This window comes from Brevundimonas sp. T2-11 (assembly GCF_055397675.1).
This window is the reverse complement of sequence record NZ_AP027920.1, coordinates 984,629-1,008,089: the sequence shown is the minus strand read 5'-3', so window position 1 is coordinate 1,008,089 and position 23,461 is coordinate 984,629. Positions and strand designations below refer to the sequence as shown.

Below are 23,461 nucleotides of genomic sequence, written 5' to 3'. Positions count from 1 at the left end.
GCCATGGGCCACGGCGCGCACGGCCAGGCCGCCGCCATGGACCATTCCGCCATGATCCCGCGCGCCACGCCGGGCCAGACGGGGCAGGCTGCGATCATCAATGGTCAGGGCGCCGAAATCGGCAAGGCGACACTGACGCAGGGCGCCACCGGCCTGCTGATCAAGGTCGAAGCCACGGGCCTGACGCCCGGCTGGCACGGCATCCACATCCACGCGACGGGCCAGTGCGCCGCCCCCTTCACCTCGGCGGGCGCCCACATCAATCACACCGATCCCAAGACCCCGCACGGCCTGCTGAACGCGCAAGGCCCGGACGACGGCGACCTGCCCAACCTCTACGCCGCCGCCGACGGTTCGGCCCACGGCGAGTTCTTCACCACCAAGGCCCGCATCAGCCAGGACGGCCCCGGCCAGTGGCTGTGGGACGCCGACGGCTCGGCCCTGGTGATCCACGCCAACCCCGACGACCATAACAGCCAGCCCATCGGCGGCGCGGGCGACCGCGTGGCCTGTGCGGTCCTCAGCGCACAGTAACGAGCGTCAGACCTTGGCGGGGGCGCCGGCGCGCAGGCCGCGCTCCCCCAGGGCGACCGTGACCACGCCGATCAGGGCGATGGCCACCCCGGTCAGGATCTGCGGCGTCAGCACGTCGCCCATCCACAGCCAGCCGATCAGGATGGACACCAGCGGCGAGCCCAACAGATAGGGCGTCACCCGTCCCGCCTCGCGCCGCTGCACCAGCCAGAAGACCAGGCTGGTCGCGAACACCGACGAGATCACCCCGGCCCAGACCACCGTGCCCCAGACGATGGGCGGCGCGATCTGCGCGGCTTCCCACTGCCCCGTCTCGAACACCAGCGACCCGACGCTCAACGCGGGGAAGGCCATCAGGGCCAGCAGCCCCTGCATCTTCAGCGGTGGAATGGAAGTGGTGCGCCGCGCGATCACCGTCGTCAGCGCCCAGGCCGAAGCCCCCAGAGCCCCCACCGCGATCGCCTTCCAGTCCTGCAGGGCGTGGGGGTCCAGCGTCATCCAGGCCACGCCGACAAAGGCGATGACCAGACCGATCGTGGCCATCCGGCTGATCCTCTCGCCCAGCAGCAGGAAGGCGAACAGCGAGGTCAGCGGAATCCACAGTTGGGTCGCCACCGTCACCGGACTGACGTCGTGGGCCAGCCAGAAGGCCAGGTAGATCAGGCCATAGTGGATCGGGCCGCCCACCACGGCGATGATCAGCAGGCTCTTCCAGTTCGGGAAGGGCGGCCGCACGAACCAGACCAGACAGGCGGCGGCGACAGCGAAGCGCAGGGCGCCGACCATCAGCGGCGGCATGACCTCGGTGGCGATCTTGGCGGCGGCGTTGTTGACGCCCCAGATCAGCATCACCGCAACGATGGCGGCGATCTCGAGCAGGCTCAGCGGGGAATGACGTTGGCTGGACACCGTGACCTGATGCCACAGGCCGGCGCGAAAGGCCCGTCACGTTCGATGACCGCTCTTTTCCGTCGCCCCTGCCCTACTATTCCCCCGGGGGGATGCTATGCCCCGCCCCTTCGCGAACCCGAGGCAGACATGAACCGCACCCTGGCCGCCCTGATGATGACCGTCGCTGCTTTCAGCGCCGCGCCCGCGCTGGCGCAGGCCGCCAGGGGGCCGACGGCCGTCGTCTCGCCCCAGCCCCTGCCCATCGACGACAGCCGCCCGCGCGTCTTCCTGGGCGGCAGCATCGACATGGGCGGCGCGCCGGACTGGCAGGCGGCGATGACGGCGGCCTTGACCGACATGGACGTCGTGATCCTGAACCCGCGCCGTCCCGACTGGAACCCGAACTGGCGTCCCGAGGCCGACGAGCCCGAGTTCCGCCGTCAGGTCGAGTGGGAACTAGCCGCGCTGGAATCCGCCGACGTCATCGTCATGTATTTCGCGCCGGGCACGCAAAGCCCCATCAGCCTGCTGGAAATGGGCCTGCACGCGCGCGGCGGAAAGCTGATCGTTCTGGCCCCGGACGGCTTCTGGCGCAAAGGCAACGTCGACATCACAGCGCAGGCCTATGGCGTCAAACAGGTGCAGTCCCTGCCTGAACTGACCGCCGCCGTCCGCCAAGCTATCAGCGACGCCGCCGCCAAGGGCCGCTTCGCGCGCTAGAAGACCGGCCTAGAAGACGGGCTTGGCCACCATCAGGAAATAGATGCCGATCACGCCTGCAAAGGCCGGCCAGCCCAGGATGAACCAGGCCCGGAACAGGCGGTGATAGGCGGGCGGCAGGGGCGTTCGCTCCGCGACCGCGCCTTCCGCCAGTTGGACCATCCGCCACTGGAACCAGACCACCGGCAGCCAGCAGACGCCGATCAGGACATAGAGGGCGTAGGCCGCCATCAGCCAGGGCTCGGTCAGGGCGTATCCCTGCAGGTGGATCAGGGCCAGACCGCTGAGCGGCTGAACCACCACGGCGCTGGCGGTGAAGACGAAATCGGCCAGAACCACGATCCGCCCAACCGAGGCGACAGTGCGCGGGTCTTTCGTGGCGTGGGCTCTCAGCATGAAGAAGGCGATGCCCGCCCCGGTGCCGAACAGGACCGCGCCCGACAGGATGTGGATCACCTTGAGGATCAGATAGGTCATCAACGCCTCGCGTCCGTCGCCGCCACGAACAGGCACAGCGCCATCATCGGCAGCACCTTGAGCCAGGCCCCGAGCGGATCGACCCAGTAGTGCGGCAAACTCAGCGTCCCCGCGATCAGATAGCCGACGGTCGACAGGCACATCAGGATGGCCACCCGCGCCGTCCACGGCCGCACGAAGAGGGCCAGACCCAGCACCACGTCCAGCAGCGCGCCCCACCAGGCGATCGGCCCGGCCCATCGCCCGAAGCCGCCTTCGTGCAGGATGGCCAGCGCCCCGCTCCAGCCCGGCCCGAAACTGATCAGGCCGGTGATGAGCCAGAACAGGCCCAGGGTCAGGATGGAGATGGACCGCACGAACCACAGCCGCGCGTGCCAGACGTCCTGAACCGAGGCCGGCGTCTCGGCCAGAAAGCGCGAGAAGCCGCGCGGCTGCACACCCAGACGTTCGGCCCAGCCGCTGTCCCGACCGGACACATCGTGATCCATCTGGCGAATGGCCGTGGTGCGGATCGGCGAGGACCAGCCCAGCCGGCCCAGCAGATCGCCGATCACGAGCGCAGGCGCCGCCAGGACCCGCGGAATCCGGAGCACCGGCGCGGGCGGCAGACCCAGCCAGCCGCGATACAGGCGGACAGTCTCGGTCATGGTCACCGCCTCCGGCCCCGGCATGTCGAGGGTCTCGCGGCTCGGCGCGCCGGGCTCCAGCGCCGCGACGACGGCGGCGCCGAGGTCGCCCAGGGCGATGGGCCGGAACTGCTGATCGCCGCCGACGACGGGACTGAACAGCGGAAACGCCGCCAGCGCCCGGATCAGACCCGTCCCGCCGAAGGCCGCGCGGTCCACCACCAGCGAGGGCCTCAGGGTCAGCCAGTCCAGCCCGCTGGCCTCGACCAGGCGCTCGGTCTCGGCCTTGGTGCGGGCATAGGCCGTGCCCGCCGCATCGTCCGCGCCCACCGCCGAAATGTGGATCAGGCGCCGGACCCCGACCCGCTCGCAGGCGACGATCAGGGCGCGCGGCCCCTCGACATGGGCCAGTCGGGTGCTGTCCCCCGCCCCGTCCTGCAAGACGCCGACGCAGTTGATCACGGCGTCCACCCCGTCCAGCAGCGGCGCCCAGGCCTCGACCGAGGTCAGCCTGGCGAAGTCGGCGCAGACCCAGTCGAAGGTCGGCGCCCGACGCGCGGCCTCGGCGGGACGTCGTGCGCCCGCGCGAACCCGCCAGCCCTCGCGCGACAGCGACGCGGCCAGATGCGAGCCGATGAATCCATTGGCCCCCAGAACGAGAACCCGTCGCCCGTCGCTCATCCGTCTATCCCAGAATTCGGTCGTTGAGGTCCGCCCCCGAGGGCGGCATGGCGCACCAGGCTCGGCCTGGAAACCGCCGCCGATAGCGCGCGACCAGGCCATAGGCGGCGTCGCGGATCGGGCGCGGGATCAACCGGGCCGCCACGGCGGCGCGATAGGGAAACGGCAGGGAGGCCGCCAGATGCAGCACCCCGTCCGATCGTTCGATCGCCCGGCCGTCCTCGATCACCAGCATGGTCGAAGGGTCATCGGGCGACAGCTCATAGTGAGCCAGCAAGGCCCGGCCCAGCGCCGATTGCGTCGGCGCCAGACGAAAACGCGGACCATGCTTCAGCAGGGTCCGCGCGGAATGGGAACAAAGGGCGCAATCGCCGTCGAACAGGACCAGCGGCCGGTCGTCCGGAAAGGACGGCACGGCCGGGTCGTCGCGGTAACTGTAAGCCCTCCGGCCCACGTCAGTCTTAGAACGGAATGTCGTCGTTCAGGTCGTAGCTTTCCTTGGGACCCGAGGGCTTGTTGGCGCCGCCGGTCGAGAAGCCCGACGAGTAGTCGTCGTCGTTGCGGCCGCCGCCGTAGCCGCCGCGATCGCCCATGCCGCCGCCCTGGCTGTCGTTACGACCGCCCAGCATGGTCAGCTGGCCGTTGAAACGCTGCAGCACGATCTCGGTCGAGTACTTCTCGACGCCCTGGGCGTCGGTGTATTTGCGGGTCTGCAGCGAGCCCTCGATGTAAACCGTCGAGCCCTTCTTCAGGTAGTTCTCGGCCACCTTGACGATGTTCTCGTTGAAGATGACGACCTGGTGCCATTCGGTCTTTTCCTTGCGCTCGCCCGTGGCCTTGTCGCGCCATTGTTCCGAGGTGGCGATGCGCAGGTTGGCGACGCGGTCGCCGCTGTTCAGCGTGCGGATTTCCGGGTCGCGGCCCAGATTGCCGATGAGGATGACCTTGTTGACGCTGCCCGCCATGACCGATGTCCTTTTATGTTCTTGCCGTCGATCCCTAGCGGATATCGACGGAATGTTCCAGTTTTGTTCACGCCCTGACGGGCGGGAATTCTAGTTGGGAGCGACGGCGACGGGACGACCGTCGATCTCGCGCTGGATGGCGCCCGGAATGGCCAGACGGCCGTCGCCGGTCCGCGCCAAGGCGAAGAAGCGTTGCCCCTCCAGGGTCCGGCCGAATTTCACGCCCGCCCGGTCGATGAAGATGAACTGCCCCTGATAGGCGCCGATCATGTCGCGGTTGTTGCCGCCCATGCTGAGGAAGCGCAGACGCATCTCCTCAAGGCGCGCGGCGCAGAACTCGATCTGCGGCTGGTCGCGGGCCACGACGTTGATCTGGGGCGCGGACTTGCCGTCCTCGGCCAGAACCACGTGGTAGCAGACGCCCGCCTCGGTCGGCGCTTCGACGCCCTTCTGGGCGCAGGCGGCGACGGTCAGGCCCAGAAGGCCTAGCGCAGCGACGGACACGATCTTGCGGTTCATCGACCCAGCTCCGGGAACTGACAGTTGCGGTCCTGCTGGGCCAGGGTGCGGAAACGGGTGTTGTCGTTTGACTGTTCGACGCGACGCGGCACCAGGCGCAACGTCGTATCGCCCCAGCGACCGTACTGCGCCTCGCCCGGACGGACACAGGTTCCAGCGTAAAGGGCCTGGACACAGGCTCCCAGGCTCATGCCGCCGCCGATCGAACGCCATTCCGCCCCGGTGTGACGCAGGCAGGCCGTGGCCGAGGTCGAGCTCGACGGCTGGCGGACGGGTTCGGCCGGCGACGCCGCTTCATCGACCGGCGCGATCTCGACGGTCGGTTCGGCCGGCAGCTCAGGCGGCGGGGCGAAGGCCGCGGTCGGGGCGGCGGCCAGAGCGCCGGTGGCATCCAGACCGACGTCGAGCGCGCTGGTGGCGACGCCGTTGCGCCGCGCGCAATCCGCCAGGGTGGCCATGCCGACGAACTGGCCGTCGACGAAGCAGCGCAGCTCGCGCGCCGGTTCCAGCGTCGGCGCCTCGGCCAGATCGATCGTCAGCCCGCCCTGCGACGCAGGCGGAGCCTCGGTCGGCGCATCGCGTCCGCCGCTGAACACCAGAGCAGCCGCCACGGCGGCGACGACGGCCAGGCCGCCTCCGACGATCAGGACGGTGCGATTGTCTTTCGGAAGGGCCATGCGGGACTCGACGCCAATGATGGCTCCAATAACCCCGCCGACGCCGCATGCGTCAACCTAAAGCAGGCCGCGCGGCTCTGCATGCGGAATGGGTTGGGGAGGAATCGCAGGCGGATCGACGCCCAGGTCGCCGCGACGGCGGGTCAACCCGTCAGTCGAGCCAGCGCCGCCTGATAATTGGCCAGCTGCGCCTTCAGATAGGGCGGCGCCGATCCGGTGACCTTGGGCTTGCTGCTGTCGGGGTCCAGGGCCTTGTAGGCGTCGCGCAGCGCCTTGATCGCCAGCTGGAGCGTACTGGTCGCCGCCTTGGCCGCCTCGGCGTCCTTCAGGCTCAGGGTCTTGGGCAGGTCCAGGCCGAAGGTCTTCAGCTCGCTCGTGCTCGGTCCGATATAGCCCGGCGTCAATCCCAGGCCCGCCAGGGCGTCGCGCCCGGCCTCGCCGGCCCGCAGCACCGCACCGTCCCGCCCGTCGGCATAGGTGATGGACAGGCGCTGTACGCCGCCGGCCGTGATCTTGGTGTCGCCGTCCAGACCGGTGACGTGGTCCTTGTCCGTCTTGATGGTGACCTTCAGCGTGCGGCCCGAGGCGGTCTCGATCTTGCGCGCCAGGGTCTGCAGGGTGTCCTTGGCGTCGATGGTGACGGCGACCGAACGCCCGGTCGTGCCCGAGGTGACGTAGAAACGATCCCCCGCCCGCAGGGAGGTGGCGTCCACCAGCTGCTTGGAATCCGACTGCGGGATCTCACCCTGGGGCAGGCCCAGCCTGTCCAGCACGCTGGCCCCGCCCGAGGCCACGGCGATGGTCGTCGGCGCCGCCTGGCGATCCGCCCCCGTCCAGGTCTGGCTCCATTCCACCGCGCCCGTCGCGGGATCGAGACGCGCCAGATAGCCCGAGGTCGGATCCTCGGCCTTGGCCCCGATGGTGCGGTCGGAGATCCCGGTCAGCCAGACCTTGCCGTCGACGATCTTCACATCGGCGGCCGTGTCGTCGCCCGCCCCGCCGTAATAGGTCAGCCGGTCGTTGACCGAGGCGCCCAGGTCGCTGTTGATCACGGCGACGAAGGCGTCCGTGCCGCCGGAATGGGCGGTGTTGACCTGGCCGATGTCGAGGGCGCCGTTGCGCGTCGTTCCCGCCAGGATCACCTGGCCATTGACCACCGAGATGCCCGAAACCTCGCCGCTCGCATGACCCAGGTCGCGCGATGACAACAGGTTCGGCGATCCGGTGGCGTCGATCTGGAACTGGCGCACCACCATGCGGCCGTTCTCGACCCCGGCGGTGTAGAGCTTGTCGCCGTCCGTGGTCATGGCCTGGACATTGTCGTCCCCGGCCGTGCCGAACTGGCTGATCCCGGTCGCCGTCGCCGTGATCGGGGCCAGGCTGTGGATCTGGCTTTCGCTGAAGGCCTGGACATAGCCGTCCCAGCCGCCCGAACCGAGCGCGCCGGGCATGGAGGACTGGGAGCGCCCGGCCACATAGACACGACCGTCGGCGCCGAAGGAAACGGCCGTGGCCTCATCCGCCGCCTTGGCGCCGCGACGCTGGGTCCACTGCTCCACGCCCTTGGCGTCAAAGACGGTCACGAAGCTGTCGGCCACATTGGCGTCCGCGCCCGAGGCGCCGGGAACCAGAGCCCCGACCACGGAACCGGCCACGGCCACACGACCGTCGGCGTCCACGGCGATAGCGTAGCCGCTGGCGGTGGACGCGGCGCCCAGGGCGCGACTGAGCACCACCTTGCCCGCCGAATCCAGTTTCATCAGAACCACGTCGCCCTGCCCCTTGATCGGCTGGGTCGAGGTTCCGGCGCTGACGTCGGCCACGATCCACATGGAGCCGTCCGGCCCCGTGGCGCTGGCGCGCACAGTCTCGACGCCCTCCGGCAGGCCCGACAGGCCGACCTGGCCGTCCACCCAGAAGGCTTCGCCGCTGGTCTGGCCCGCGCCTTCCTGGAATTTCAGCACCTCATGGCCGCCGCTCTTGCCGACGCCCTGCACCACATAGACGGCGTCGGACGAGGTCACGGGCGTGAAGCTGACCTTCTCGTAGGAGACGCCCTGCAGGTTCAGCGCCCATTTGTCGGGGCCCGCCGGCAGGGTGATGGTGGTTTCGCCCGACTTGATGACCTTGGGCTCCGACGGCAGTTGCTCGCGGCCCATCCGGGTCTCGACGCCAGCCGCCTCCAGCTTGCCGTTGATATAGGTGGTCACCGACTGAAGCGTGCGCGGCTCGGCGCCCATTTCGGCCAGGTCGATGGCGATGACCTGATCACCGCCGATCTTCTTGACGGTGATGTTGAACTTCACGTCGCCCTGGAAGGCGGCCACCTCGTCGGTCAGCGCGCCCGTATGCACCACGCCAGTGACATACTTGGCGGAATCGCGCGGCACGGCTGCGCCTGTCTGGGCCTTGGTTTCCGACTGCCCCTGAACCATGCGCACGCCGTCGAACTTGGCGGCGCCCAGGTAGGCCGAGATTTCCGCCAGTCCGGCGTCCATCCGCTTCGAAAGCTGACTTCTTTCCAGCGCCGTCAGGTTCTTCTGCCCGGCGCGATCGGCCACGGCCTCCAGCATGGTGAGGCCCTGGTACATGGCGAAGATCTTGCGGTAGTCGCCGGACGAGGCGTTCTTCACGTCCAGGACGGCGTTGTCCTCGTTGACCAGGCGTCGCCCGCTGAGCGCGGCGCGCAACAGGTCGGACTGGCTTTGCGGCTTGACTGACGTCGCCCACGGCGCCGTCGGCTGCTTCTTCACAGCCACGGACGTCGAGCCCAGCCCGCCCGTGAAGGTCGAGGTCCCGCCGTACAAACCCAGAAGATAGCTGTTGTTGATCACAGTCCGACGCTCCTGCGTTCAGTCTGCCGTCAAGCTGGTAACGAAGTGTTTAAGATTGCACGCGGAACGGCGACGGTTGGCCGACGTTACCGGGCGACCATAGGCAAGGGGATCAAGAGCCCATGTCGTATATGCGTTGGTTGTTTCTGAAGCTGGCCAGCCTGTATGGCCTGATGCCGCGCCCCACCCGACGCAAGCCGCCGCCGATCTTGCTCGGCCACGGCTCGCCCCGTTACTTCAGATAGATCAGCCCTTGAACAGGGACAGGATGATCTGCGGCGCCTGGTTGGCGATCGACAGAGCCTGCGCGCCCAGCTGCTGCTGGACCTGAAGCGCCTGCAGGCGGGCGCTTTCCTTGGCCATGTCGGCGTCCACCAGGTTGCCGATGCCGACTTCCAGCGAGTCCATCAGCTTGCCGACGAAGATGTTGTGCTTCTCGATCTGCTTGGACTGGGCGCCGAGTTCAGCCAGCTTGGCGTTGGCGTCATCCAGGGCCGACACGACGGCGGTAAAGGCTTCCTGCGCGTTCTCCAGCGTGTCCAGCAGCGGCGGGCCGGCCGGACGGGCCGTCACCACGGGCGGGCCGGCGTTGGCGGCGCGGGCCGGCAACTGCAGACCGACGCCGTTCAGCGACAGGTCCTGACGGTTCATCGAAATGGTTTCCGTGGCGCCGACGTTGGCCAGGAAGTCCAGGGCCGTCGTGGCCGTGCCGTTCAGGATGTTCTCGCCGTCGAAGGTCGCGTTCTTGGCGAAGGAGTCCAGCGACTTCAACAGCGACTGGAACTCGTCGTTATAGGCCTTGCGCGACGCGGCGGTCGCCGAAGGGTCGGCCGCAGCGGTCGCCTTTTCGCGCAACTCGATCAGCAGGTCGGAAATCTGGGCGCCGGCCGCCAGGGACACGTCAGCCAGCGACGTGGCGCGGTTCATACTGGTCTTGACCGACTCCAGGGCCCCGGTGTCCGCCCGCTGGTTCTGGGCGATGGCCCAGGTGGCGGCGTTGTCCTTGGCGCCCTGGACCTTGAGGCCGGTGTTCACCCGGCTCTGGGTCGCGGCCAGCTTGTTATTCGTCGAATTGAGGTTCTGGAGCGCTATGAGCGCGGACGCATTGGTGAGAACGCTGTTAGACATGGCTTCTAGCCCCAGTTCAAATTCTGGCCCCCAGAATGAGACTGATTCCTGAGCGTATGGTTAACGGCGTGGAAACGAACGCGGCGCCGTCCGGCAAGCCGGCGGCGCTGCGGTTCCAAGCTACTGTCGAGGATCAGACCTTGGTCTTGATCACTCCGCCTGCCCCGTAGGCCGGGCTGGCGCTCATCTTCATCACCTCTTCGCGCGGCAACTGACGAATGACTTCGCCCGTGACGCGATCCAAGGTCTTGTAAACAAAGCCGTTCGGCCCTTCTTCGATCGTCAGCCGATAGCGGCCGGCGTCGGGTTCGGCCCGCACCGGCTTCGACTGCGCCTCGACGCCCTGACCATAGGCGTCCGGCTGAACAAGGGTCACGCTCGGCAGTCTTGCGACATTGTCTGCCATTTCCCCTTAACGCGGCGACGCCGCGCCTCCTGTCTCCTGATGTGCGAACGGAGGCGGGTCCGAAGACCCGCCCCCGACCACGTGTTAGCGGAACAGGCCGAGCAGAACCGAGCTCGACTGGTTCGCGATCGACAGCGCCTGCACGCCCAGCTGTTGCTTGGTCTGCAGGGCGGTCAGCTTGGCGCTTTCCTTGGCCAGGTCGGCGTCCACCAGGTTGCCGACACCCACTTCAAGGGCGTCCTGCATCTTGCTGGTGAAGCTGAGCGAGCGCTCCAGCGACTTGGACTTGGTGCCCAGGGCGCCCAGTTCAGCCGTGAAGGCCTTCAGCGCGGTGTCCACGGCCGCGGCCGTGGCGCCGGCGCGAACGATCGCACCGCCGGCCGTCCCCACCGCCGTAGCGGCGGTCGAAGCCGCCTTCAGCGTGAAGACATCGCCAGAGCCCGTGCCCGTCTTGACGGAGACGGCGTCAGTCGTCGTCGCCGAGAACAGGTTGACGCCGTCGAAGGTGGCGCCGCCCAGAGCCTTGGTGATTTCATTGCCGAGGGCGTTGAAGTCAGCCAGGTAGGCCGTTTCAGCCGCCGAACCGGCGACCGAGGATTCAATCGCCACCGCCAGGCTCTTCTGCTCTTCAAGCGCCTTGGTGATGGTTTCGCCGGCGGCCAGGGCCACGTCGACGATCGATTGACCGCGTTGCATCGACTGCTTCACGGCGTCCAGGGCGCCCATCTCGGCGCGCTGGTTGGTGGCGATGGCGAAGATAGCGCCATTGTCCTTGGCCGAAGAAACCTTCTGGCCGGTGTTCACACGGTTCTGCGTGATCGCGAGATCACGGCTCGTGTTGTTCAGGTTTTGCAGGGCGACCAGGGCGCCTGCGTTGGTGTTGATGCTGTTAGCCATTTTAGCTTTTCCTTCTTTGTCTTTGACATTTCCGACGCCGTTTTGGCGGTCGGGAGCATTCTGCTCGGGGTGGTCTCATCAAGGTCGGGGCCGAGGCCCCGCCCTCAATTCGGTTAGCGGAACAGGCCGAGCAGAACCGAGCTCGACTGGTTCGCGATCGACAGCGCCTGCACGCCCAGCTGTTGCTTGGTCTGCAGGGCGGTCAGGCGGGCGCTTTCCTTGGCCAGATCGGCGTCCACCAGGTTGCCGACGCCCACTTCGAGGGCGTCCTGCATCTTGCTGGTGAAGGTCAGCGAACGCTCAAGCGACTTGGACTTGGTGCCCAGGGCGCCCAGTTCGGCGGTGAAGGCCTTGATGGCCCCGTCCACCACGCCGGTCAGACCGGTCAGCGTCGTCTTCTCGCCGGCGGTCGGCGCGTTGTAGTCGGCCACGGTGACAGCCGTGGCGCTGGCCACGGTGGTCGCGGTGGTCGCCGCAGCGCCGCCCTTCAGGTTGAAGCTGTCCGTCGCGCCGGTGCCGGTCTTGACGCTGATGGGCGCGCCCGCAGCCGTCGTGTCCGTGAACAGGTTGACGCCGTCGAAGGTGGCGCCGGCCAGGGCCTTGGTGATTTCAGCGCCCAGGGCGTTGTAATCGGTCACATAGGCCTTCAGAGCGTCGCCGGTCGCATTGGAGATCGCGACCGCCAGGCTCTTCTGCTCTTCCAGGGCCTTGACCACGGTCTCGCCGGCGGCCAGGGCCACGTCGACGATGGATTGACCGCGCTGCATCGAGTTCTTCACAGCGTCCAGGGCGCCCATTTCGGCGCGCTGGTTGGTGGCGATGGCGAAGATGGCGCCATTGTCCTTGGCCGAAGAAACCTTCTGACCCGTATTCACACGATTTTGCGTGATCGCGAGATCACGGCTCGTGTTGTTCAGGTTTTGCAGAGCAATCAGGGCGCCTGCATTGGTATTGATGCTATTAGCCATTTTGGCAGTTCCTTTGTGTTTTACATTTTCGGCGTCATTTTGACGTCGTGAGCGTTCTGCTCGGGGTAGTCTCCTTCATCAAAAACGGGCCCGCAGGCCCGCTTTCAATCTCGTTTATCGGAACAGGCCCAGCAGCACGGAGCTCGACTGGTTCGCGATGCCCAGCGCCTGAACGCCGAGTTGTTGTTTGGTCTGCAGCGCCGTCAGCTTGGCGCTTTCCTTGGCCAGATCGGCGTCCACCAGGTTGCCGATGCCGACCTCGATCGAGTCCTGGATCTTGCCGGTGAAGGTCAGGGACCGTTCCAGCGACTTGGACTTGGTGCCCAGGGCGCCCAGTTCGGCGGTGAAGGCCTTCAACGCCGTGTCCACGGCCGTGGCCGTGGCGCCGGCGCGAACGATCGCCCCGCCGGCGGTGGCGACGGTGGTGGCGCCGCCGGTGGCCTTCAGGGTGAAGACGTCGGCCGTGGCCGTGCCCGTCTTGACCTGAACATCGGCGGCTGCGGCCGAATACAGGTTGACGCCGTCGAAGGTGGCGCCGCCCAGAGCCTTGGTGATTTCATTGCCCAGGGCGTTGAAGTCAGCCAGGTAGGCCGTCTCGGCGGCCGAACCGGCGACCGAGGATTCAATCGCCACCGCCAGGCTCTTCTGCTCTTCAAGCGCCTTGGTGATGGTTTCGCCGGCGGCCAGGGCCACGTCGACGATCGATTGGCCGCGCTGCATCGACTGCTTCACGGCGTCCAGGGCGCCCATCTCGGCGCGCTGGTTGGTGGCGATGGCGAAGATCGCGCCATTGTCCTTGGCCGAAGAAACCTTCATGCCGGTGTTCACACGGTTCTGGGTGATCGACAGATCACGGCTCGTGTTGTTCAGGTTTTGCAGGGCGACGAGCGCGCCGGCGTTCGTATTGATGCTGTTGGCCATACTGGTGGTCCTTACTTTTTAGATGGACGACGCCGTTCTGGCGCCGCGAGCATTCTGCTCAGGGGGAGTGCTTATCGAGAGGCGAGCCTCTGGAAACCCGCCCCCAATTCTTAGCCGCGGAACAGGCCGAGCAGGATCGAGCTCGACTGGTTCGCGATGCCCAGCGCCTGAACGCCGAGTTGTTGCTTGGTTTGCAGGGCGGTCAGCTTGGCGCTTTCCTTGGCCAGGTCAGCGTCGACCAGGTTGCCGATGCCGACCTCGACCGCGTCCCGGATCTTGTTGGTGAAGATCAGCGAACGCTCGAGCGACTTCGACTTGGTGCCCATGGCGCCCAGCTCAGCCGTGAAGGAGGTGATGGAGCCCGTGACCACGCCAGTCAGGCCCTGCATGGCCGTGACGTCGGCGGCGCTGGGCGCGTTGTAGTCGGAGATGACCAGGGCGGTGGCGCTGGCCGGGGCCGTAGCGGTCGTGGCGGCCGCGCCGCCCTTCAGCACGAAGTTGTCGGTGGAGCCCGTGCCGGTCTTGACGCTGATGGTGGCGCCCGCGGCCGTGGTGTCGGTCCACAGGTTCACGCCGTCGAAGGTGGCGCCGGCCAGGGCCTTGGTGATCTCGGCGCCCAGGGCGTTGTAGTCGGTGACGTAGGCCTTCAGGGCGTCGCCCGTGGCGTTGGAGATGGCGACCGCCAGGCTCTTCTGCTCTTCCAGCGCCTTGACCACGGTCTCGCCGGCGGCCAGGGCCACGTCGACGATCGACTGGCCGCGCTGCATGGAATTCTTGACGGCGTCCAGGGCGCCCATTTCAGCGCGCTGATTGGTGGCGATCGCGAAGATCGCGCCGTTGTCCTTGGCCGAGGAAACCTTCAGGCCTGTGTTCACGCGGTTTTGCGTGACGTTGAGGTCACGGCTGGTCGCATTGAGGTTTTGCAGCGCGATGAGCGCGCCAGCATTCGTGTTGATGCTGTTAGCCATTTTGGCCATCCTTGTGTCTTCGACATGTCCGACGCCATTTTGGCTGCCGGGAGCTTTCTGCTCGGGAAGACACTCAGCAAGGACAGGGCCAGAGGCGGCCCAGCCTTCGCATTTTTCAACTCACTGATTTTTATACGTTAGATTTGGTAAACCACGTTTTCCACGCGGCAGGTTTTGCCGAGCGGTGGCTTTGACCGGCAGATTTTGCCGAGTCACCCGGCAAAAAGCGCATTCTCAGTCGGGTCTGGCCCGTTTGTTCCGCCCCTCCCCCGCCTCGGCCCACCGGTCCTGCATCCTCCGTTCGGCCGTCAGGGTCTCGACCGCCAGCCGCCGCGCCCCGTCACAGGCGACGATCTGAGCCCCGCGCGTCAGATAGGCCGCCTCCAGATCCGCCAGGACGGGTGCTTCGGGCAGGGTCGCCAGGGCGCAGGGGCGTGTCGCCGCCTCAGGCAGGACCAGGCGCGGCGGCGCAACCGTCGAGATCGGGCGCGAGCCGGCACAGTTCACGGTCATGAGCACGCAGGCGATCAGCCCGCACAGGCTCCAGGGGTTCATTCGCATCCTCGGCGCTCCTCGCCTGGGTGACGGCCGCGACGGTCGCCCGCTCCACGGCCAGGGTCTGTCGGTGATGAATTTCGACGCGCGCGCTCTGCTGCGCGCCGTCCGCCGCCTCGATACGCCGGGCTTCAGCGTCGCGTCCGGCCTGCGTCGCCCGCGCTTCGGCCGCCTCCAGCCGCCTTTGCCGCAGATCGAACGGGTCCCACCTCAGCCCCAGGCCGCGCCCCGCAACAGCCAGCAGCAGAACCACCGCCCCCGCCACCGCCAGCCAGCCCAACGGCGTCAGCGTCCGCATCAGATCGCGCGCCCTCATGGATAGGCCCTCCGATCCAGCTCGAAATGCGGCCCATCCCTCAACCGGGGCCAGTCGCCGCCCCAGGTCAGCGGAACGCCCAGATCGCGCGCCGCCGCCTTGAAGGCCTCGGCGATCCGCCCGTACAGCGGCCAGTCCCAGCGCACCCGCCCCTCGACCAGGGCGGCCACGTCGATCGCGTGTCCGGTCAGGTGGCGCGAGTTCAACGTTCGACTGGCGCCCGCCTTGACCAGGGTCGCCTGACGCGCCGCATCGCGCAGCCCCTCCGTCACCATGAAGTCCACCTCGGTCCGACGGATCGCCGCCTCCGCCACGGCGATCAGATCGGGATGAACGCCCCTCAGACGCGCATGAGAGCGTTGCGACAGGCGAAAACTCATGCCCTGCCCTCCGCCGCCAGACGCAGACGCAGACGCAGATTGGCCAGCAGGGCGATCATCTGCTGAGCGCTGGGCGCCACCAGATAGAGGATCAGCATCAGGGCGATCAGGCCCATCAGGCCGTCCGCCACACGCGGAAGATCGGCGGGCGTCGTCCGCCCCACCGCGCGCGCCAACAGCCACCACAGCGCTGCACTGGCGACGAAGACGTACAGGCGCCGCCACAGCCAGCGCCCCTCGGCCAGGTTCCTGTCCTTCATTCCTCATCCTCCGGATCGCGGGGCGCGACGAGTCCGCGCCAGTCTCCGCCCAGTTGGTCGAAGCAGTCGTCAGGGCTCAGCCGCTCGGGCACGGCCCAGACCTCCTCATCCAGCAGTTCAGGTTCAAAGAGGCGGTCGAAATAGCGGGTCATGGCGCTCACCCGATCGCCGTTAGCCAGACCACGCCCGCCGCACCGGCCCCGCCGCCTCCGGCGATGCTGGTCGCCGCGCCGCCGCCGCCGCCGCCCGCGCCGTGGCCGCCGCCGCCAGCCCAGGACAGGGCCGGAACGGGCGAGGCCTGCCCTGCCAGGCCGGATGTGACGCGCCCCAGGCCGCCCGACGCACGCAGATGCAGAACAGCGCCGTCTCCGCCGTTTCCGCCGCTGAAGGCGACATTGGCCGCACTGACGCCGCCTCCGGCTCCACCGCCACCCGGCCCATCGGGCCTGGATTGGGCCTGTCCGACCCCGGCCGTCGCTGAAACAGATGAATCGCCGCCGGCGTTGGATCGGAGCAGCCCCCCGCCGCCCGCACCTCCGGCGCCTGCCGAAGCGCCCCCGCCGGCGCCGCCCTTGCCGCCTTCGCCCGTCAGCAGAAGAACGCCGCCCGACGACACGGCGGAGCCGCCGCCCGCGCCTCCGGCGCCGCCAGGGCCCGTTCCGCCCGCGCCGCCGCCGCCGATTGTCACGGACAAGACGCCCGGCAAGGCCGCGACAGACCAGCAGGCCGATGCGATCCCGCCCGCGCCGCCGCCGCCGCCGCCGTAACGCGCTGCGCCGGCCGCCGCCACGGCTCCAGCCCCGCCGCCGCCGCCGCCGCCCACGCAGACGGCCTCGATCCAGCGTGCCCAGGCGGGCGGCGTCCAACCGCCGTTGCCGGTCAGGACCGTAAGCTCGCGTCGGGTCGCCCCCTGCGCGAACCAGGCGCGCCCGGTGGCGCGCTCCACGGACAGGACTTCACGCCACAGATCGCCGTCGGCGCTGACCTTGAGCCTCAGGTCGTCGTCCTCGATCAGACCCAGTTCGGCGCGTCCGCTCCACCCGCTCTGAAACAGCAGGGACAAGACGTCGTTCGCCCCCTGCTTGTTGAAGGTGAAGCGCAGATCGCCGTCCCCGCCGTCTTCGGCCTCCAGCGCCGTCCACAACGCCTTGTTCAGGCGCGCGGCCACGATGTTGACCGCATCCGCCTCGGTGTTGACGCCCAACCGCGTCAGGTTCTGAACAGACGAGATCTCTCCCGTCGAAACCGCAGACCAGGCCGAGCCGCGGCGCACCAGCACCTCGTCGCTGTCGAGCACCACCGCCAGAGCCCCCTCGGGCATGGGCACCGCCGACCACCCGCCCGCCTCCGCGCGCATCACAGCGCCCGCCGGGTGATGGCCCCAGTCCGCGCCTGTCGCCCCCGCAGGCAGGATATACAGGACGCCGTCATCGGGTTCGGCCGGTTGCGCCTCCGTCGTGCGGCTCGCCACCGACATCTGAATCAGGGCGTCCAGACGCGTCAGCGCCTCGTTCAGGGTGACGTGTTTCTGCAGCTGACCCGCCGCCAGATAGGGCAGGCCCAGCCGCGCGCTGACGTCGTCGCTCATCGAATGATCTCCAAGGGTTGGAAAATCAGTCTGCCCAGAGCCGGCGCTGCGGCGTGCTGATAGGACGCGGCGCATCCCGAGGCCGGGAAATCACCGGGATTGGCGCGCCCGATTGCGCGCGAGGTTCCGCATCGGGCGCCAGGCCTCGACACGCGCCGCCCCGGTCGGATAGGCCAGGATCGCGGTCCGCCGCATCAGTCCGCGAGGAAGTCCGCTTGATCTCTCCGTTGAAGACCGTGGTTCACCTGGCCGCGCTCGGCATCGTCGCCGCGCCCGCCGCCGTCGCCCTGTCGGCCCTGTCAGGGATCGGTCACCGCTGGACCGACCTCTTGGCCCAGTTCGTCGCCCCGGCCCTGGCCGCGACCCTGGTTCTGACCCTGATCTGCGCCTTGCTGAAGCTGCGTCCCGCCATGATCGCCAGCCTCGGCGTCACAGCCCTTTTGATTGTCGCGGTCTGGCCTCAGTGGCTGCCGATGGGCGGCGCCCAGCCCCGCGAAGGCGCGCCGGCCCTGACCCTCTATTCCGCCAACCTGTGGGCCTGGAACAGCGACGTCGACGCCATCACCCGCTCCATTCAGGACGCCGACGCCGACATCGTGGTGCTGGTCGAGCTGGGGGACGCCCCCTCGGCCCGAATGGATCACGTGCTGGCGGGCTATCCCCACCGGGTGCTGAACGCCCGCGTGGATCGGCCCAGCGGAGCCGCGCGGGCGGCCATCGCTTCGCGCTATCCCCTGACCGCCATCGCGGACCGGCCGGACGGCCTGGTCTCGGTCGCCGCCGTGGCCCAGACCCCGCTCGGTCCCGTCAACATCATCGGCGCGCACCTGACCCGGCCCTGGCCCTTCCAGTATCAGTGGGGGCAGATCAATCAGGCGGCGGCCCTGGCCGCCATTCGACGCGACATGACCGGCCCGGTCATCGCGGCGGGCGACTTCAACAGCGTCTCCAGCGCGCGCATCGGCCGTCAGATTCAGGCCGAGGCCGGTCTGATCCCCGCCCCTGGCTGGCCCGGCACCTGGCCCTCGGCCGTCCCCTCGGCGGTCGGCATGACCATCGATCAGGTCTGGCGTTCGCCCGATCTGGCCCTGCTGGAGCGCAAACTGGGCCGCAAGACCGGCTCGGACCACCGCCCGGTCATCACCCGCTTTACGCTGGCGGCAGAAGCGCCCTGAGCCGGTCTTCGTGGCCGTGGTCGGGGAAGCCGTCGGCGATCCACCCGGCCTCGAAGGCCTGCAGCACCCGCCCAGTCTCCGGTCCCGGCTTCAGGCCCAGTCGCGCCAGGTCGCGCCCGCCGACCGGCATGGTCGGCCGCACCCAGTCCTTCGCCAGCGCCAGCAGACGCCGCGACGCTTCCGGCTCGCCTCCCGCCGCCCAGGCCCGCATGACGCGATCCTCGAACGCCTGTCGCCCGTCGCGATAGATGACCGCCCGCGCCTGCGCCTCGGTCAGGGCCGTACTCGCCTCGTCGCTGACCGCCTCGACCAGCCGATCGCGCTGAGCATTCGACAGCCGCAGACCGCGCGCGATCTCGGCCACCCGCGCCGGCTCATCAGGCAGCAGGGCCGACAGCCGCTGCACCGCATCCCCGCTCAGCTCAGCCATCGCCTCGAACAGCGTCAGGTCGGCGGGCTGTCCCAGCACGCGTTCCAGCACGCTCGCCTTGGCCATCAGCCGCACCGCCGGGCGCGGATCAGGCGCGGCCAGCAGCTTGAGCAGTTCCTTGGACACCCGCTCGGCCGACAATCGCTCGACGCCCTCGGCCAGGGCCGCGCAGGCCGCCACCGCCGCCGCGTCGGGCGCGCCGCGTCCATACCAGGCATAGAAGCGATAAAAGCGCAGGATGCGTAAGTAATCCTCGCGGATGCGTCCCTCAGGCTCCCCGACAAAGACAATCCGTCCCGCCATGGCGTCGTCATAGCCCCGCTCCGTCGGGTCCAGGATGACGCCGTCCGCATCGGCGTAGAGGGCGTTCAAGCGGAAATCGCGCCGTCCGGCGTCCTCGGCCCAGTCGGTCGTGAAGGCCACCGTGGCGCGTCGGCCGTCGGTCGAGACGTCACGGCGCAGGGAGGTGATCTCGAAGGGCTGATGCTCCGCGATCGCCGTCACCGTGCCGTGCTCGATGCCAGTCGGGACGGCGCGGAGGCCTGCCGCCTTCAAGGCCGCGACCACGGCCTCGGGCGTCAGGGTCGTGGCGATGTCGATGTCGTCGATGGGCGCCCCGATCAGGGCGTTGCGCACGCAGCCGCCGACGAAGCGCGCACAATCCAGCCCTCCCGCCGCCGCCAGCGCGGCCATGACCGCCCGCGTCGCCGGGGCCGTCGGCCAGTCCTGTCCTTGCAGCCGATGGCTCACGCGGCGTCCTCGGCCGCCGCCGACAGGGGCTCCGCCTCGTCGCCGTAGAGGCGCACGAACAGCCCCTTCAGGATGCCCGCCGTCGCGCCCCAGATGTAGCGCTCGCGATAGGGCATGGCCCAGAACCAGCGACGCGGCCCCTCCTCGGGATCATAATAGTCCCGGCGGTGATTGACCGGATTCATCAGGAAGTCCCACGGCGCCTCGAACACCTCGGCCACCTCGGCGGGCGAAGGGGTCACTTGCGGAGGCCTGGTCAACCAACCGACCACCGGCGTCACCAGAAAGCCGGTCCCGGTTTCATAGGGATCGCCCAGCCCCAGCAGTTCGACCTTGCCCGGGTCCAGCGCCACCTCTTCAAACGCCTCGCGCAGCGCCGCCTGCCCCGCCGTCTCTCCGGGGTCCAGCCGTCCGCCCGGAAAGGCGATCTGGCCGGTATGGCTGGCCAGACTGTCCGAACGGCGCGTCATCAGCACCGTCGGGCCGTCGTCATGCATGATGATCGGCACCAGAACGGCGGCGGGCCGCAGTTCGCGCGCCGGACGCGCGGTTCCGGGGTTCAGGTCGTAATCGGAGCGGATCGCGGTGCGTTCAGGCGTCCACGACGCCACCGGGTCCAGGCGGGCCTCCAGCCGCTTCCTCAGACTGTCGCAGCTCATTCCACGCTCCCCAAGGCGAAGACCGCGCCGCCGGATCGCACCACCAGTCGCCCGTCCGCCGCCTCGGCCCGCTCCACCAGTTCATAGAAGACCGGCCGCACGATCCGCGCCCACAGGTCAGCTCGCACATGGACGCGCGGGGATGGTTCGCCAGTCACGGCGTCGGTCTCGACCACGATGGGATGATCCGCCCCCGCCTCGACCACATCGCCCATGTCGGTCGTGAAGTTCAGAACCCCTTCCGCCGACTGTACGGCCACAGCCCGGAACGGCAGGTCCTCGACCTGGATCTTCAGCTTCTCGACGGGCGTGACCAGATGATAGCCGTCCGGGTCCTTGCGCAGGACAGTGGAGAACAGCCGCACCAGCTCGGCCCGGCCGATGGGCGAGCCTTCGTGCAGCCAGGCGCCATCGGCGCGGATCAGGATGTCAATGTCGCCGCAATGTTCTGGATGCCACAGGTGCACGGGCGGCAGGCCGCGCCCCGGCGCCTGTCGCGCGGCTTCGGCCACGCCGGACAGGCCCGACGATGTCGCAGGGTTCGTCATATGCGAACTATGGGGCGCGTCGCCCGGCAAAGGAAGCGTCGTCCGCCCTCAGGCGACGGGACAAACCAGACCAGCCGGAGCAACCTCGGTGATCGGCAGCCACATGACCCGGCGACGATCCACCGGCCCCGACAGGACAGCCCCCGGCGCGGGCAAGAAGCCGAAGCGCGAGAAATAGGGCGGATCGCCGACCAGCAGCACCCCGTCCAGCTTCATCGCCTTTGCTTCCTCGATGCAAGCCTGCACAAGGTCCGCGCCCAGACCGCCGCGACGGCTGGCGGCGTCCACGGCGATAGGGCCGAGAAAGACCGAGCGCGCCTCGCCTACCGTGATCGACCACAGCCGCACCGAACCGATCAGGCGCTCGCCCTCAAAGGCGCAAAAGCCCGCCGCCAGGTGCGCCGCCTCGCGCAGCCGCTCCGCCGTCTTGGCGAAGCGTCCCGGCCCGAAGGCCGCCAGAACCAGAGCGTCCACGGCCGCCGCATCGCCCGATCGCTCTCGCAGAATGCGGACCGGGGTTGCGGACTCGACGGAAACTGGGGCGGCGACGGCGTTCATGCGCGGCGCCTAGACCCCCAGCCCCCTCGAATCAATCGCGTTTGCGCGAATTCAGCCCGCTTTGGTGAAATCCGGGGCGCGTTTCTGGCTGAAGGCCATGAAGGCCTCCATCGCCTCGGGGCTGCGCATCTGCGAGCCGAAGGCGTGGGCCTCGCGTTGCATCAGGCTCCACAGGGTCTCGGCGTCGCGCATCAGGGCCTTGGTCTTGCGGATCGAATTGGGCGCTCGGCCCGCCAGCTTGTCGGCCAGCTGACGCGCCGTCGCTTCGACCTGATCGGCCGCCACCGCACGGTTGGCCAGACCCCAGGCCAGGGCCGTCCTGCCGTCGATGGCCTCGCCCAGGGCGAACAGCTCGAAGGCCCGCTGATGGCCGATCGTGGCCGGCAGCAACAGGGACGACGCCGCCTCGGGCGCCAGGGCCAGGTTGACGAAAGGAACCGACAGCAGGGCGTCCTCGGCCACCACGACCATGTCGCAATGCAGCAGCAGGGTCAGGCCGATGCCCACGGCGCGACCGCGCACCGCCGCCACGGCGGGCTTGTCCAGATCGGCCAGGGCCTTGAGGAAACGGAAGACCCCCATCTCGACCAGATCGCCGCTGCTCTGCGAGCCCAGGGCGATGAAGTCGGCGATATCATTGCCCGCCGAGAAGGAGTCGCCCTCGCTGCGGAACAGGATCACGCGCACGGCGTCATCGACCTTCGCCTTTTCGGTGGCGTCGGCCAGGGCCGTGTACATGGCCTGGGTGATGGCGTTCTTCTTGTCCGCCCGGTTGAAGGCGACGGTCAGGACGCCGCCGTCCAGATCGATCTTGATGTGTTCGCTCATTGGCTCGCTTCCGTCAGTGTCCACCAGTCGACGCCCGCCTCGTCACGACTGCGCCGGGCCCGCCCCTCGCGGGCCAGATAGTTCAGATGAGCGATGGCCTCGCCCGTCGCCATGCTCAGCACCTCGTCGCCCACCGGACGCGCGAACAGGGCCGAGAACACGTCCACGGCGCGCGAGGGCGTCCTCAGCGTCCGCTCCAGCCGTTTCAGCGCCACTTCGTGGCCCCGGATCAGGGCCTCCAGACGTGTTGTGGCGCCGTAAAAGGGCTCACCGTGCGACGGCAGGACGAACAGGTCTTCCGTCAGGCGCGCCTTCAGCGCCGCCAGGGAGCGCAGCCATTCGCCCAGAGGATCGCCCTCGGGCTCCGTCGGCCAGACCGAGACGTTCGAGGATATTCGCGGCAAGATCTGGTCCCCCGCCAGGAAGACCCCGTCGCGTTCGCGCCAAAGGCAGACATGCTCCGGACTGTGGCCTTCCCCGATCACGACCCGCCAGTCGTCGTCGCCGACGCGCAGCACATCGTTTTCACTAAGCCGCAGATAGGCCGAGGGCATGGCCGCCACCGCCTTGCCGAAGCCGCCGTAGCCCGTGCGCCAACGCGCGATCTGTTCATCATTCCAGCCCGCCGCGCGATAGAAGACCTCGCCCTCGTCCGGGGCGGGACGGCCCTCGTCGGCGATCAGCATCCGCGCCGTCACATATTCCAGCCGCGACATCAGCAACGGCGCATTGAATCGCGCACACAGCCAGCCCGCCAGGCCGATATGGTCCGGATGCATATGGGTGCAGATCACTCGCCTGATCGGCTTGCCGTCCAGCGGCCCGGCCAAGGCCGCCTCCCACCCTTCGCGAGAGGCGCTGGTCTTCAGCCCGGTATCCACCACGGTCCAGCCGTCGCCGTCCGCCAGGGCGTAGACATTGATGTGGTTCAGCGTCATCGGCAAAGGCAAACGCATCCACAGGACGCCCGGCGCCACCTCGCGCGCCTGGCCCGCCTGCGGCGGCGGGCCTGACGGATAGGTCAGGCCGCGTGCGGTCGTCGCCGCCTCTTCGTTCACCGCGCCGTCGGCCAAGTCCGTCTCCAATCGCAACGGGCCTAGGTTTAAGCGGATCGCCCGATCGAGGTCCAGCTTCTTTGCTGTCTGGCTTGACCGCCCCGGCCCGGACGGTCATGGATTTCGCCGCTCGCCGAGCCAAAGGAG

The 23,461-nt window shown here is 68.5% G+C and carries 29 protein-coding genes; 3 read left to right on the top strand and 26 right to left on the bottom strand.

The genetic code is table 11. From position 1 onward, the window contains the following. The first annotated feature begins 3 nt into the window (after positions 1 to 3). The gene (locus ACZ5XO_RS05005) at positions 4 to 534 is read left to right on the top strand and encodes a superoxide dismutase family protein (protein WP_464164859.1); all 531 of its coding nucleotides are present in this window, start codon (positions 4 to 6) and stop codon (positions 532 to 534) included. 6 nt (positions 535 to 540) lie between these two features. Here ACZ5XO_RS05005 and ACZ5XO_RS05000 read toward each other — a convergent pair whose 3' ends face one another. Beyond that, entirely contained in the window at positions 541 to 1,383 is an 843-nt protein-coding gene (locus ACZ5XO_RS05000) for a DMT family transporter (protein ID WP_464164858.1), read from the bottom strand. 189 nt (positions 1,384 to 1,572) lie between these two features. Between ACZ5XO_RS05000 and ACZ5XO_RS04995 the strand changes: the two genes are divergently transcribed. After that, on the top strand, positions 1,573 to 2,145 hold the full coding sequence (locus ACZ5XO_RS04995; RefSeq protein ID WP_464164209.1) for a nucleoside 2-deoxyribosyltransferase domain-containing protein: 573 nt from the start codon (positions 1,573 to 1,575) through the stop codon (positions 2,143 to 2,145). 9 nt (positions 2,146 to 2,154) lie between these two features. Here the strand turns inward: ACZ5XO_RS04995 and ACZ5XO_RS04990 are convergent, their stop codons facing one another. From ACZ5XO_RS04990 to ACZ5XO_RS04900, 19 genes are all read right to left on the bottom strand, one after another. Beyond that, positions 2,155 to 2,622 carry a DUF2269 family protein gene (locus ACZ5XO_RS04990; protein ID WP_464164208.1) on the bottom strand — a complete coding sequence of 156 codons (468 nt, stop codon included), beginning with the start codon at positions 2,620 to 2,622 and terminating at the stop codon, positions 2,155 to 2,157. Further along, positions 2,622 to 3,929 carry an SDR family oxidoreductase gene (locus ACZ5XO_RS04985; RefSeq protein ID WP_464164207.1) on the bottom strand — a complete coding sequence of 436 codons (1,308 nt, stop codon included), beginning with the start codon at positions 3,927 to 3,929 and terminating at the stop codon, positions 2,622 to 2,624. The genes ACZ5XO_RS04990 and ACZ5XO_RS04985 overlap by 1 nt, the downstream gene beginning before the upstream one ends. 4 nt (positions 3,930 to 3,933) lie before the next feature. After that, complete coding sequence (locus tag ACZ5XO_RS04980) at positions 3,934 to 4,344, bottom strand: thiol-disulfide oxidoreductase DCC family protein (RefSeq protein ID WP_464164206.1); 411 nt, start codon at positions 4,342 to 4,344, stop codon at positions 3,934 to 3,936. Between the two features lie 46 nt (positions 4,345 to 4,390). Then, entirely contained in the window at positions 4,391 to 4,894 is a 504-nt protein-coding gene (gene ssb, locus ACZ5XO_RS04975) for a single-stranded DNA-binding protein (protein ID WP_312784398.1), read from the bottom strand. Between the two features lie 90 nt (positions 4,895 to 4,984). Further along, the gene (locus ACZ5XO_RS04970; RefSeq protein ID WP_464164205.1) at positions 4,985 to 5,413 is read right to left on the bottom strand and encodes a hypothetical protein; all 429 of its coding nucleotides are present in this window, start codon (positions 5,411 to 5,413) and stop codon (positions 4,985 to 4,987) included. Beyond that, positions 5,410 to 6,090: a hypothetical protein gene (locus ACZ5XO_RS04965; protein WP_464164204.1), complete on the bottom strand. Its 681-nt coding sequence runs from the start codon at positions 6,088 to 6,090 to the stop codon at positions 5,410 to 5,412. The genes ACZ5XO_RS04970 and ACZ5XO_RS04965 overlap by 4 nt, the downstream gene beginning before the upstream one ends. 143 nt (positions 6,091 to 6,233) lie before the next feature. Beyond that, positions 6,234 to 8,924, bottom strand: a complete 2,691-nt coding sequence (locus tag ACZ5XO_RS04960) for an NHL repeat-containing protein (RefSeq protein WP_464164203.1) — start codon at positions 8,922 to 8,924, stop codon at positions 6,234 to 6,236. A 246-nt stretch (positions 8,925 to 9,170) separates the two neighbouring features. Continuing rightward, on the bottom strand, positions 9,171 to 10,052 hold the full coding sequence (locus tag ACZ5XO_RS04955; RefSeq protein ID WP_464164202.1) for a flagellin: 882 nt from the start codon (positions 10,050 to 10,052) through the stop codon (positions 9,171 to 9,173). A gap of 133 nt (positions 10,053 to 10,185) precedes the next feature. Further along, a complete protein-coding gene (locus ACZ5XO_RS04950; RefSeq protein WP_464164201.1) occupies positions 10,186 to 10,428 on the bottom strand; it encodes a flagellar protein FlaG in 243 nt (80 codons plus the stop codon). Between the two features lie 114 nt (positions 10,429 to 10,542). Then, positions 10,543 to 11,355, bottom strand: coding sequence for a flagellin (locus ACZ5XO_RS04945; RefSeq protein WP_464164200.1), 813 nt, complete (start codon positions 11,353 to 11,355; stop codon positions 10,543 to 10,545). A 113-nt stretch (positions 11,356 to 11,468) separates the two neighbouring features. Further along, positions 11,469 to 12,323 (bottom strand): flagellin, encoded by an 855-nt coding sequence (locus tag ACZ5XO_RS04940; protein WP_464164199.1) that lies wholly within the window; start codon positions 12,321 to 12,323, stop codon positions 11,469 to 11,471. 114 nt (positions 12,324 to 12,437) lie between these two features. Further along, complete coding sequence (locus tag ACZ5XO_RS04935; RefSeq protein WP_464164198.1) at positions 12,438 to 13,244, bottom strand: flagellin; 807 nt, start codon at positions 13,242 to 13,244, stop codon at positions 12,438 to 12,440. A 110-nt stretch (positions 13,245 to 13,354) separates the two neighbouring features. After that, entirely contained in the window at positions 13,355 to 14,212 is an 858-nt protein-coding gene (locus ACZ5XO_RS04930) for a flagellin N-terminal helical domain-containing protein (protein ID WP_464164197.1), read from the bottom strand. A 234-nt stretch (positions 14,213 to 14,446) separates the two neighbouring features. After that, positions 14,447 to 14,725 carry a hypothetical protein gene (locus ACZ5XO_RS04925; RefSeq protein ID WP_464164196.1) on the bottom strand — a complete coding sequence of 93 codons (279 nt, stop codon included), beginning with the start codon at positions 14,723 to 14,725 and terminating at the stop codon, positions 14,447 to 14,449. Next, the gene (locus ACZ5XO_RS04920) at positions 14,658 to 15,083 is read right to left on the bottom strand and encodes a hypothetical protein (RefSeq protein ID WP_464164195.1); all 426 of its coding nucleotides are present in this window, start codon (positions 15,081 to 15,083) and stop codon (positions 14,658 to 14,660) included. The genes ACZ5XO_RS04925 and ACZ5XO_RS04920 overlap by 68 nt, the downstream gene beginning before the upstream one ends. Beyond that, entirely contained in the window at positions 15,080 to 15,463 is a 384-nt protein-coding gene (locus tag ACZ5XO_RS04915) for a M15 family metallopeptidase (RefSeq protein WP_464164194.1), read from the bottom strand. The genes ACZ5XO_RS04920 and ACZ5XO_RS04915 overlap by 4 nt, the downstream gene beginning before the upstream one ends. Further along, positions 15,460 to 15,723 carry a hypothetical protein gene (locus ACZ5XO_RS04910; RefSeq protein ID WP_464164193.1) on the bottom strand — a complete coding sequence of 88 codons (264 nt, stop codon included), beginning with the start codon at positions 15,721 to 15,723 and terminating at the stop codon, positions 15,460 to 15,462. Before ACZ5XO_RS04910 ends, ACZ5XO_RS04915 begins: the two co-directional genes overlap by 4 nt. After that, a complete protein-coding gene (locus ACZ5XO_RS04905; protein WP_464164192.1) occupies positions 15,720 to 15,875 on the bottom strand; it encodes a hypothetical protein in 156 nt (51 codons plus the stop codon). The genes ACZ5XO_RS04910 and ACZ5XO_RS04905 overlap by 4 nt, the downstream gene beginning before the upstream one ends. A 5-nt stretch (positions 15,876 to 15,880) precedes the next feature. Then, positions 15,881 to 17,311, bottom strand: a complete 1,431-nt coding sequence (locus ACZ5XO_RS04900) for a DUF2793 domain-containing protein (protein ID WP_464164191.1) — start codon at positions 17,309 to 17,311, stop codon at positions 15,881 to 15,883. Positions 17,312 to 17,526: 215 nt separating this feature from the next. On the opposite strand from ACZ5XO_RS04900, the gene ACZ5XO_RS04895 reads away from it, so the two are divergent. Beyond that, positions 17,527 to 18,486 carry an endonuclease/exonuclease/phosphatase family protein gene (locus tag ACZ5XO_RS04895; protein ID WP_464164190.1) on the top strand — a complete coding sequence of 320 codons (960 nt, stop codon included), beginning with the start codon at positions 17,527 to 17,529 and terminating at the stop codon, positions 18,484 to 18,486. Here ACZ5XO_RS04895 and ACZ5XO_RS04890 read toward each other — a convergent pair. The 6 genes from ACZ5XO_RS04890 to ACZ5XO_RS04865 are packed head-to-tail and all read right to left on the bottom strand — an operon-like array spanning position 18,461 to position 23,332. Beyond that, on the bottom strand, positions 18,461 to 19,666 hold the full coding sequence (locus tag ACZ5XO_RS04890) for a CCA tRNA nucleotidyltransferase (protein ID WP_464164189.1): 1,206 nt from the start codon (positions 19,664 to 19,666) through the stop codon (positions 18,461 to 18,463). The two genes, ACZ5XO_RS04895 and ACZ5XO_RS04890, sit on opposite strands and share 26 nt — an antisense overlap. Continuing rightward, a complete protein-coding gene (locus ACZ5XO_RS04885) occupies positions 19,663 to 20,325 on the bottom strand; it encodes a CoA pyrophosphatase (protein ID WP_464164188.1) in 663 nt (220 codons plus the stop codon). Before ACZ5XO_RS04885 ends, ACZ5XO_RS04890 begins: the two co-directional genes overlap by 4 nt. After that, positions 20,322 to 20,873 carry a DUF1285 domain-containing protein gene (locus ACZ5XO_RS04880; RefSeq protein WP_464164187.1) on the bottom strand — a complete coding sequence of 184 codons (552 nt, stop codon included), beginning with the start codon at positions 20,871 to 20,873 and terminating at the stop codon, positions 20,322 to 20,324. Before ACZ5XO_RS04880 ends, ACZ5XO_RS04885 begins: the two co-directional genes overlap by 4 nt. A gap of 48 nt (positions 20,874 to 20,921) precedes the next feature. Then, on the bottom strand, positions 20,922 to 21,431 hold the full coding sequence (locus ACZ5XO_RS04875) for a GNAT family N-acetyltransferase (RefSeq protein ID WP_464164186.1): 510 nt from the start codon (positions 21,429 to 21,431) through the stop codon (positions 20,922 to 20,924). 51 nt (positions 21,432 to 21,482) lie between these two features. Further along, a complete protein-coding gene (locus ACZ5XO_RS04870; protein ID WP_464164185.1) occupies positions 21,483 to 22,259 on the bottom strand; it encodes an enoyl-CoA hydratase in 777 nt (258 codons plus the stop codon). After that, entirely contained in the window at positions 22,256 to 23,332 is a 1,077-nt protein-coding gene (locus tag ACZ5XO_RS04865; RefSeq protein ID WP_464164184.1) for an MBL fold metallo-hydrolase, read from the bottom strand. Before ACZ5XO_RS04865 ends, ACZ5XO_RS04870 begins: the two co-directional genes overlap by 4 nt. Positions 23,333 to 23,461 lie beyond the last annotated feature (129 nt).